General features: G+C 70.7%; 10 protein-coding genes and 1 pseudogene. All 11 read left to right on the top strand.

What is annotated here, in order from left to right:
- The first annotated feature begins 72 nt into the window (after positions 1 to 72).
- Positions 73 to 1,002, top strand: a complete 930-nt coding sequence (locus tag AB4Z02_RS18435) for a carbohydrate ABC transporter permease (protein WP_056882667.1) — start codon at positions 73 to 75, stop codon at positions 1,000 to 1,002.
- A complete protein-coding gene (locus AB4Z02_RS18430) occupies positions 999 to 1,817 on the top strand; it encodes a carbohydrate ABC transporter permease (RefSeq protein WP_056882668.1) in 819 nt (272 codons plus the stop codon). The genes AB4Z02_RS18435 and AB4Z02_RS18430 overlap by 4 nt, the downstream gene beginning before the upstream one ends.
- A gap of 3 nt (positions 1,818 to 1,820) precedes the next feature.
- Positions 1,821 to 2,969: a galactonate dehydratase gene (dgoD, locus tag AB4Z02_RS18425; protein WP_441972792.1), complete on the top strand. Its 1,149-nt coding sequence runs from the start codon at positions 1,821 to 1,823 to the stop codon at positions 2,967 to 2,969.
- Positions 2,970 to 2,971: 2 nt separating this feature from the next.
- Complete coding sequence (locus AB4Z02_RS18420) at positions 2,972 to 3,631, top strand: bifunctional 4-hydroxy-2-oxoglutarate aldolase/2-dehydro-3-deoxy-phosphogluconate aldolase (protein WP_056882670.1); 660 nt, start codon at positions 2,972 to 2,974, stop codon at positions 3,629 to 3,631.
- Positions 3,628 to 4,578 carry a sugar kinase gene (locus AB4Z02_RS18415; protein WP_441972790.1) on the top strand — a complete coding sequence of 317 codons (951 nt, stop codon included), beginning with the start codon at positions 3,628 to 3,630 and terminating at the stop codon, positions 4,576 to 4,578. The genes AB4Z02_RS18420 and AB4Z02_RS18415 overlap by 4 nt, the downstream gene beginning before the upstream one ends.
- A 19-nt stretch (positions 4,579 to 4,597) precedes the next feature.
- Positions 4,598 to 5,827: a D-mannonate dehydratase ManD gene (manD, locus tag AB4Z02_RS18410; protein WP_441972789.1), complete on the top strand. Its 1,230-nt coding sequence runs from the start codon at positions 4,598 to 4,600 to the stop codon at positions 5,825 to 5,827.
- Positions 5,817 to 6,410, top strand: a complete 594-nt coding sequence (locus tag AB4Z02_RS18405; RefSeq protein ID WP_082590095.1) for a gluconokinase — start codon at positions 5,817 to 5,819, stop codon at positions 6,408 to 6,410. Before manD ends, AB4Z02_RS18405 begins: the two co-directional genes overlap by 11 nt.
- Positions 6,411 to 6,421: 11 nt before the next feature.
- Positions 6,422 to 7,540, top strand: coding sequence for a peptide chain release factor 2 (prfB, locus tag AB4Z02_RS18400; protein WP_056882767.1), 1,119 nt, complete (start codon positions 6,422 to 6,424; stop codon positions 7,538 to 7,540).
- Positions 7,541 to 7,767: 227 nt separating this feature from the next.
- Positions 7,768 to 8,457 carry a cell division ATP-binding protein FtsE gene (gene ftsE / locus AB4Z02_RS18395; protein ID WP_056882673.1) on the top strand — a complete coding sequence of 230 codons (690 nt, stop codon included), beginning with the start codon at positions 7,768 to 7,770 and terminating at the stop codon, positions 8,455 to 8,457.
- Between the two features lie 33 nt (positions 8,458 to 8,490).
- On the top strand, positions 8,491 to 9,396 hold the full coding sequence (ftsX, locus tag AB4Z02_RS18390; RefSeq protein ID WP_441972786.1) for a permease-like cell division protein FtsX: 906 nt from the start codon (positions 8,491 to 8,493) through the stop codon (positions 9,394 to 9,396).
- 73 nt (positions 9,397 to 9,469) lie between these two features.
- Positions 9,470 to 10,384, top strand: a pseudogene (locus AB4Z02_RS18385) (hypothetical protein); the annotation flags it as partial.

Here is a 10,384-nt window from a genome sequence, read left to right as displayed (position 1 = left end):
GGTCGGGACTGCGGTCCCGACCACGCGGCCCGACCACCAGGCACACCCCGTCCGCACGTCCAGGAGCGCCCCATGGCCACGTCTGCACCCGCCCTCCGCACCTCGGTGTCCACACCCGCATGGGCCCGCTGGGCCAACGACCACCGCAAGTGGCTCTTCGCCGGACCGGCGATGGCCTTCGTCGCGGTCCTGATCGTCTTCCCGGTGGCCTGGACGGTCTACCTCAGCCTCACTGACGCCGAGGGCTCGGTCCGGGCGGAGAAGGAGCTCACCGGGGCGGCCAACTACCTCGACGTCCTCGCGGACACCTCCCGCTTCTGGCCCGCCGTGCTGCGGACCGTCGAGTTCACCGGGATCGCACTGTTCTTCGAGGTCGTCCTGGGGATGTGCATCGCGCTCCTGCTGTGGCGGCCGTTCCGGGGCGAGAAGTGGGTGCGGGTCGCGATCCTGCTCCCGCTGGTTGCCACCCCCGTCGCCGTCGGCATGATGTGGCGGCTGATCCTCGACCCCAACATCGGTTTCGCCAACCAGGTGCTCGGCTGGGTGGGGATCCCGCCACAGCCCTGGCTGGCAGGGGAGGGGTCGGCGCTGGTGACCACGGCCTTCATCGACGTGTGGCAGTGGACCCCCATGGTGGTGCTCATCCTCCTGGCCGGCCTCACCGCGCTGCCCGAGGAGCCCCACGAGGCGGCACTGGTCGACGGCACGACCGGCTGGCAGCGGTTCCGGTTCATCACCCTGCCGATGCTCATGCCGACGGTGGTCGTCGCGATCCTGCTGCGCGGGATCGACGCGATCAAGACGTTCGACATCCTCTACGCCACCAAGGGCAAGGGAGGCGGGTCCTTCCACGAGGTGGAGACGCTCAACGTCTACGCCTACGGCCTCAGCTTCGACTACAACGAGTACGGCGTCGCCTCTGCCGTCCTCATCCTGTTCTTCCTCATCATCATCGGCTCCATGTGGGCCCTCACCGCCCGCCGCAGGGAGGAGCTCTCATGAGCCGTCGCCGGAGCTCGTTCACCACCTTCCGCGTGGCCGCTCTCGTGGTGGTCGTCGTCGTGCTGCTCGCGCCGCTGGTGTGGATGCTGCTGGCCTCGTTCAAGAGCAACGTCGACATCTACGACAGCAGCAAGGCGGTCTTCTTCTCGCCCACCCTCGACAACTACACGAAGGTGCTGGCGCAGGCCAACTACGGCCGCTTCATCCTCAACAGCTTCTGGGTGGCGTTCGCCTCCACCACGCTCTCCCTGCTGCTCGGCGTGCCGGCTGCCTATGCCATGAGCCGCTTCACCATGAACCGGTCCGCCCTCGTGGTCCTGATGGCGCGCGTCATCCCGGGCGTCTCGCTCCTCGTGCCCTGGTACTACGTGTTCTCCAACCTCCGGATGGTCGGCGGCTACACCGTCCTCATCCTCAGCCACATGTTCGTGGCCCTGCCCCTCGTCGTCTACATCATGATGGGCTACTTCGACGGCCTGCCGCTGGAGCTCGAGGAGTCGGCGATGGTCGACGGCCTGACACCCATCGGCGCCTTCCGGCTGATCACGCTGCCGCTGTCGGTCCCGGGCATCGCGACGGCTGGGATCCTGGCCTTCATCTTCTCCTGGAACAACTTCATGTTCGCGCTGGTGCTCTCCGACGCCCACACCAAGACGCTGCCCGTGGCGATCTTCAACTTCGTCGGCTACGCCAGCATCGACTGGGGCGGTCTCATGGCCGCGGCGACCGTGGTGACGCTGCCGATCATGGTCATCGCCCTGTTCACGCAGAAGTACATCGTCTCCGGCCTCACGGCCGGCGCCACGAAGGGCTGAGGCATGGAGACCATCGAACGCGTCGAGACCTTCATGGTGGCCCCGCGGTGGCTGTTCGTGCGCCTGGAGACGTCCGCCGGCCTGGTCGGCTGGGGCGAGGCGACCTGCGAAGGGCGGTCCGAGACGGTGCGCACCGCCGTGGACCAGCTCGCGGAGGTGCTCATCGGCCAGGACCCCGAACGGATCGAGGACCACTGGCAGGTCATGACCAAGGGCTCGTTCTACCGGGGCGGGCCGATCCTGGCCAGCGCCGTGAGCGGGCTCGACCAGGCGCTCTGGGACCTCAAGGGCAAGCGCTACGACACCCCCGTGCACCAGCTGCTCGGTGGGGCCGTGCGCGACCGCATCCGGGTGTACGGCTGGGTCGGCGGGGACGAGCCGGCCGAGGTGGCAGACCACATCGCCGAGCAGGTGCAGGCCGGTCTCACCGCCGTGAAGATGAACGCCAGCGGCCGGATGAGCCCTGTCGCGTCGGTGGCCGAGCTCGACGGCGTCGTGGCCCGGGTCGCCGCCGCTCGAGAGGTCCTCGGCGACAGCCGCGACGTGGCGGTCGACTTCCACGGGCGCTTCACCTTGGCGAACGCCCGCCGCGTCGCTCCCCTCCTCGAGCCCTACCGTCCGTTCTTCCTGGAGGAGCCGGTGGTGCCCGAGAACTCGCACCTCATCGGCGACTTCGTCAGGAGCACGACGACACCGGTGTCGACGGGGGAGCGGCTGTACTCCCGGCAGGAGTTCCTGCCGGTCCTGCAGGCGGGCATCGCCGTCGCCCAGCCCGACCTGTCGCACGCCGGTGGCATCACCGAGGTCCGCAAGATCGCCGCCCTGGCGGAGACGTTCGACGTCCAGCTCGCGCCGCACTGCCCTTTGGGGCCCCTCGCGCTGGCCGCCTGCCTCCAGGTGGGCTTCGCCACCGCCAACTTCCTCATCCAGGAGCAGAGCATCGGGATCCACTACAACGCCGGTGCCGAGGTGCTGGACTACGTCGTCGACCCCGCGCCGCTCGCCTTCGTCGACGGCCACATCGAGCGGCTGACCGGCGCAGGACTCGGTATCGAGGTGGACGAGGCCGTGGTGCGCGCCGCTGACAAGCGTGGCCATGCGTGGCGCGGACCGGTGTGGCGCCACTCCGACGGCTCGTTCGCGGAGTGGTGAGCATGGGCACCGATGGCACCAAGGCCTTCTCGTCCACGACCTTCGTCGACGAGCTGTCGGCCGCCAGGGTGATGGCCATCATCCGGGGGAAGCACCCCGGGGCGGCCGAGGACGCCGCGGTCGCCCTGCTCGAGGAGGGCGTGCGCTTCGTGGAGGTCGCCCTGACGACGCCCTCAGCGCTCGAGGTCATCAGGCGGGTGCGCGCCGTCGTCGGTCCCGACGTGCGGCTGGGGGCGGGAACCGTCCTCACGGCCGCGGACGTCGACGCCGCGGTGGCGGCCGGGGCCGACTTCGTCGTGACGCCGGCCGTCGCCCCCTCGGTGGCAGCGGCTGCCGAGCGTGGGGTGCCCTGCGCCGCCGGCGCATTCACTGCGACCGAGGCCCACGAGGCCCACGTGGCCGGCGCGGCGGTCGTGAAGCTGTTCCCGGCGTCGCTGGGCGGACCGAGCTACCTCAGGGCCCTGCGCGACCCGTTCCCCGACATCCCGTTCATGGCCGTCGGAGGGGTGGACGTCGACGCGGCACCCCTGTACCTCTCCGCGGGTGCCGTCGCGGTCGGGGTCGGCGGGCCGCTCGTCGGCGACGCCGCATCCGGCGGCGACCTCGCTGCGCTGCGCGAGCGGGCGCGCTCGTACGTAGAGCTGGCGGGAACCGCCTCGTGACCGCTCGACCGGACGTGGTCACCTTGGGTGAGTCGATGGTGACCTTCCGCTGGCCCGGGCCCCTGGCGCTGGGCGTGCCGCTCGTGGCCAGGCTGGCCGGCGCCGAGTCCAACGTGGCCATCGGCCTCGCTCGCCTGGGCCACCGGGTCGCGTGGGCGGGCAGGGTCGGGCAGGACGCCTTCGGGGACCTCGTCCTGCGCGAGCTCGCGGCCGAAGGGGTGGACACCCGGGCCGCGCGGCGTGACCCGGACGCACCCACCGGGTTGATGTTCGTCGAGAGCCGGACCGCGGACGTCGTCCGGGTCGAGTACCGCCGCGCGGGGTCGGCCGGGTCCCGGCTCGACGCGGCCGATGTCGAGCAGGCCCTCGACCCCCTCCCCAGGGTCCTGCACCTGACCGGCATCACGGCAGCCCTCGAGGGCCCGGCGGCAGCGGCCGTGCTGCACGCCGCCGAGCTGGCCCGGGCCGCCGGCGTGCTGGTGTCCCTCGACGTCAACCACAGGTCGCGCCTCTGGACCGCCGACGGTGCCAGGGCGGGACTGCGCCCCCTCGTCCGGCTCACGGACCTGCTCATCGCCTCCGAGGACGAGCTCGGCCTCGTCGCCTCTGGGGACGAGGAGACGTCCGTGGGGCAGCTGCTGTCCGAGGGGGTGACCCGCGTCGCCGTGAAGCGGGGGAGCGCCGGCAGCAGCCTCTGGGGCCCCCGGGGCCGCACCGACATGGACGCCCTTGCGGTCACCGCCGTGGACGTCGTGGGTGCAGGCGACGCCTTCTGTGCGGGCCTGCTGTCAGGGCTGCTGGACGGCATCGACGACGCGGACGCCCTGGCCCGCGCCAACGCCGTCGGCGCCGTCGCCGTGAGCACCCACGGTGACTGGGAGGGTCTGCCCCGCCGCCACGAGCTCGACCAGCTTGCCGGTGTCGCTGCCGGTACCGCCCACCGCTGACCACCTGAGAGGTTCATCCATGAAGATCGCGACCGTCGACGTCGTCGTCTGCAGCCCCGACCGCAACTTCGTGACCCTGCGCGTCACCACCGAGGACGGCCTGGTCGGCCTGGGGGACGGGACCCTCAACGGACGCGAGCTGGCCGTCGCGTCGTACCTCCGGGACCACGTGGCGCCGCTGCTCGTGGGCCGTGACGCCCACGCCATCGAGGACACCTGGCAGTTCCTGTACCGGTCGGGGTACTGGCGGCGGGGACCGGTGACGATGGCGGCGATCGCCGCGGTGGACGTGGCGCTCTGGGACCTCAAGGCCCAAGCAGCCGGCATGCCGCTCTACCAGCTGCTGGGCGGGGCGTCCCGCACCGGCATCATGGCCTACGGCCACGCGTCGGGCCGGGACACGGCCGAGCTGTTCGACTCCATCCGGCAGCACCTCGAGGCGGGGTACCGCTCCATCCGCGTCCAGACCTCCGTGCCGGGCATCAATGCGGTGTATGGCGTCGCCGCGCAGCCGAGCAGCGAGGGAAAGCGCTACGACTACGAGCCGGCCCAGCGCACGCCGCTGCCGGCCGAGGAGGACTGGGACACCCGCGCCTACCTGCGGCACCTGCCCTCGGTGTTCGAGGCGGTGCGGGGAGAGTTCGGTCCCGAGCTCCCGCTGCTGCACGACGGGCACCACCGGATGACACCCATCCAGGCTGCCCGGCTGGGCAAGGACCTGGAGCCCTACGACCTGTTCTGGCTCGAGGACTGCACGCCGGCCGAGAACCAGGAGGCGCTGCGGCTGGTGCGCGCCCACACCACGACGCCCCTGGCGATCGGGGAGGTGTTCAACACCGTCTGGGACTACCAGACCCTGATCCGCGAGCAGCTGATCGACTACGTGCGTTCCGCCGTCACGCACACCGGCGGCATCACGGCGATGAGGAAGCTGCTCGACTTCGCTGCGCAGTACCAGATCAAGTCCGGCATCCACGGGCCGACGGACATCTCTCCCGTGGGCATGGCAGCGGCGCTCCACCTGGACCTGGCGATCCACAACTTCGGGATCCAGGAGTACATGCGCCACGGCGCCCTCACCGACGAGGTCTTCCGGCAGAGCTTCACCTTCGAGGACGGCTACCTGCACCCCGGCAACGAGCCCGGGCTGGGCGTCACCCTCGACCAAGCGGCCGCTGACCGCTTCCCCTACCAGCCTGCCTACCTGCCCTTCAACCGGTTGAAGGACGGCACGGTCCATGACTGGTGAGGCGACTGTTGAGACGACGGGGGACGCCTCTGCCGCGACAGGCGCGACCATCAGGCACGTCGTGGTGATGGGGGTCTCGGGGTGCGGGAAGACCACGGTGGCGCAGGGCATCGCCCGGGTCACGGGCATGCGGTTCGCCGAGGCAGACAGCTTTCACTCCGCCTCGAACGTGGCGAAGATGAGCGCGGGACATCCCCTCGCGGACGCCGACCGGTGGCCGTGGCTCGACTCGCTGGCGCAGTGGATGGCTGCCGAGGACGCCCTCGGCCACTCGACGGTCATCGCCTGCTCGGCGCTGCGCCGCGCCTACCGCGACGTGCTCCGCACCGGGCCGCCGACCCTGTCGTTCATCCACCTCGACGGCCCGGTAGGGGTCGTGCAGGAACGCCTGGCAGCCCGGCGCGGCCACTACATGCCGGCGAGCCTGCTGGGGTCGCAGCTCGAGACGCTCGAGCCGCTCCAGCCGGATGAGTCGGGGGTCGTGCTCGACCTGACGCGCTCGCCCGAGGAGCTCGTGGCCGATGCGGTGTCGTGGTTGGAGCAGGGACCGCGACCGGTCGGGGCCGTGCACCCGATGCCATAGAGTTGGTCCTCGTGGCCGTCGACTTCCAGCAAGAGATCAAGAACCTCCGCACCACCATGGACTCCGTGCGTGAGGTGACCGACCTGGCCGCCCTCAAGGTGCAGATCGGCGAGCTCGAGGCCAAGGCCTCCGCCCCTGACCTCTGGGACGACCCGGACGCCGCGCAGCAGGTGACCTCCGCGCTCAGCCGCGCCAACGCCGAGTACGAGCGCGTGACCGGCATGGACTCCCGCATCGACGACCTCGAGGTGCTCGTCGAGATGGGCACCGAGGACGGCGGCGACGCCGACACCATGGCCGAGGCCGAGCGCGAGCTGGCCTCGCTGCAGAAGGCCGTCGGCGAGCTCGAGGTCCGGACGCTGCTGTCGGGGGAGTACGACGAGCGCGCCGCGGTCATCACCATCCGTGCAGGGGCAGGAGGCGTCGACGCCGCCGACTTCGCGGAGATGCTCATGCGCATGTACCTGCGCTGGGCAGAGCGGCACGGCTACCCCGCCCAGGTCATGGACACGTCGTACGCCGAGGAGGCCGGGCTGAAGTCGGCCACGTTCGAGATCAACGTGCCCTACGCGTTCGGCAACCTCTCCGTCGAGGCCGGCACCCACCGTCTGGTGCGCATCAGCCCCTTCGACAACCAGGGTCGGCGCCAGACGAGCTTCGCCGCGGTCGAGGTGATCCCGCTCATCGAGCAGACCGACCACGTCGAGATCCCCGAGAACGAGATCAAGGTCGACGTCTTCCGCTCCAGCGGCCCCGGTGGGCAGAGCGTCAACACCACCGACTCGGCCGTCCGCATGACCCACATCCCCACGGGGATCGTGGTGTCGATGCAGAACGAGAAGTCGCAGATCCAGAACCGCGCGGCCGCACTGCGCGTGCTGCAGTCCCGCCTGCTCCTGCAGCGCCAGGCCGAGGAGGCCGCCGCCAAGAAGGAGATGGCCGGCGACGTCAAGGCCAGCTGGGGCGACCAGATGCGCTCCTACGTGCTGCAGCCCTACCAGATGGTCAAGGACCTGCGGACGGAGTTCGAGGTGGGCAACCCCTCGGCCGTGTTCGACGGCGACATCGACGGCTTCATCGAGGCGGGCGTCCGCTGGCGCAAGGAGCAGCAGAAGGCTGCCGAGGCCTGACAGGGCGCCGAGGACCCGAGCGAGGGACGAGCGAGGCCCGGAGGCGCCCGCGGAAGGCCGACCACGGGCGCCGAGGCCTGACCGGTCGAGGGGCCGCGCAACGCCGAGCAGCCGAGGCTGCACGGCATACCGGACACGGCGACCTATTCTCGGGTGGTCGTGCGTGCCGCCCCCGGGCGACGCGTACGCGGTCCCATCCGCCCCCCGGTAAGGCTCTGCACCCTCGCATGATCCGTTTCGAGAACGTCAGCAAGGTCTACCCCCGGTCCACGCGACCCGCGCTGAGCGACATCGACCTCGACGTCGAGCGGGGCGAGTTCGTCTTCGTCGTGGGGTCCTCCGGCTCGGGCAAGTCCACGCTGCTGCGCCTGGTCCTCAAGGAGGAGGGCGCCTCCAAGGGCAGCGTGCTCGTCGCCGGGCAGGACGTCGGCCGCCTGCCGTCGCGCAAGGTGCCGCGCCTGCGCCGCGAGATCGGCACCGTGTTCCAGGACTTCCGGCTGCTGCCCAACAAGACCGTCTACCAGAACGTCGCCTTCGCCCTGCAGGTCCTCGGCCGCTCCGGCCACGTCATCCGCCAGGTCGTCCCCGAGACCCTGGAGATGGTCGGCCTCGACGGCAAGGAGAAGCGCCTGCCGCACGAGCTCTCCGGTGGTGAGCAGCAGCGCGTCGCGATCGCGCGGGCCTTCGTCAACAAGCCGCCGATCCTGCTGTGCGACGAGCCGACCGGAAACCTCGACCCGACGACCAGCCTCGACATCGTGCGGCTGCTCGACCGCATCAACCGCACCGGCACCACGATCGTCATGGCCACCCACGACGACGACATCGTCGACCAGCTGCGCAAGCGCGTCGTCGAGCTCAAGAACGGCCACCTCATCCGCGACGAGAACAAGGGCGTCTACGGCAGCGGTCGCTGACCGCGCGCCACGGACTTCTGGAGACACCACCCCATGCGACTGCAGTTCATGCTCAGCGAGATCTGGATCGGCCTGCGCCGAAACCTCTCGATCGCCGTCTCCGTCATGCTCGTGACGATGGTCTCGGTCTTCCTGCTGGGCATCGGGCTGCTCGTCCAGCAGCAGGTCGACACCCTCAAGGGGTTCTGGTACGACCGCGTTCAGGTGACGGTCTTCATGTGCGGCCCGAACTCCCCGGAGAAGTCCTGCGCCAAGGGCACGGTCACCCCTGAGCAGCGCGACTCCATCAAGGCCCAGCTCGGGGAGATGAAGCCGCTGGTCAAGAACGTCTACTACGAGTCCGAGCAGCAGGCGTTCGACCGGTTCAAGGAGCAGTACAAGAACTCCCCGATCTCGGACTACCTCCAGGTGGGGGACATCCCGCAGAACTACCGCGTGCAGCTGGCCGACCCGACGAAGTTCGCGGTGGTGGCGAGCGCGGTCGAGGGTGCGCCGGGGGTGGCGAGCGTCCAGGACCAGAAGAAGACGCTCGACAAGCTGTTCAAGGTGATGAACGTCGTCACCGTCGGCTCCCTCGTCCTCGCCGGGCTGATGGTGGTGTGCTCGGTGCTGCTCATGGCGACGACGATCCGCCAGGCCGCGTTCAGCCGGCGCCGCGAGACCGGCATCATGAAGCTCGTCGGCGCCTCCAACCTCACCATCCGGCTGCCGTTCGTCCTTGAGACGGTGCTCGCCGCCCTGCTCGGCGTGGGACTGGCCGTCGGGGGGCTGTGGGGCGCGACCGCCTACCTGTTGCCCCGCGTAGCGCGGGTGCTCCCCGCCGCGCCGCTGATCGGCGAGGGAGCGGTATGGGTGCTCGCGCCCTGGCTCGCCGCCCTCATGCTCGTGGTCGCCGTCCTGACCAGCTGGGCCACCCTGCGGCGCTACCTGCGCGTCTGACCAGCAGTCGTCCGGCATTTCACAGGTGCGTCGTCCCCCGAAACCCCTGAGGCTTGTGTTACCAATGAGGCCTATGAGCGCCATTTCGCCGCGACGCCGCGCGTCCCACTCGCTGCGGCTCACCGCCCTCGGTGTCGCCGTCGCCTATTCGGTCGGCCTGGCCACCCCGTCGTTGGCCGCGGCGCCGGTGTTGCAGACCGCGGGTCGCCCCGCAGCGGTCCCGGCGGCGAAGGACCCCGGCACGGCGAAGAAGCAGGTCGACAAGGAGGTCGCCAAGCTCAAGGAGCAGCTCGAGGGCACCTCGGCCAGCCTCCAGGACGCCTACTTCGCCCTCCGACGCACCCAGCTCGCGCTGCCCGCCGCACAGGCGGTGCTCGACAAGGCCACCGCGGCGCAGGCCAAGGCCGACGCGCACAACGACGAGATGACCGTCGCGCTCGAGGTCGCCCAGGCCAACGAGGACCGAGCCGTCGACGCCCTCGCGACGACGCGCCGTGACCTCGCCGCCAGCCGCACCCGGGTGGCCCGCTTCGCCGCCCAGCTCTACCAGGACCAGGGCATGGGCCAGCTTTCCGTGGCCCTCAGCGCGACGACGCCCGAGGACTTCGCCAGCCGCGTCGCCATCAGCGACACCGTGATGGACGTCCAGAACCAGTCCCTCGCCAAGCTGGCCACCGCACGGGCGGCCGCCACTGCTCAGGAGGCCCACATCAAGGCCCTCCAGGCACAGGTGGCCGCGGCCAAGAAGCAGGCAGAGGTGGCCCTGGCCAAGGCGACCGCGGCGCGCGCCGACGCCGCTGCGGCGAAGGCGAAGCTCGAGGCGCTCGCCCGGCAGCAGGCTGCCCAGTCGCGCGCCCTGGAGGCGCAGAAGGCCAGGGAGAAGACCCGGCTCGCCGGCGCGCAGAAGGAACAGGCCCGCCTGCAGGCGGTGCTCGTCGCGCGGGCCAAGGCCGCCAAGGCCGCGGCCGCCCGTCGCGCGGCCGCCGCC

Origin of the sequence: Pedococcus sp. 2YAF34, assembly GCF_052114585.1 — a bacterium.
GTDB lineage: Bacteria > Actinomycetota > Actinomycetes > Actinomycetales > Dermatophilaceae > Pedococcus.
This window is presented reverse-complemented; position numbering and strand designations above follow the sequence as displayed.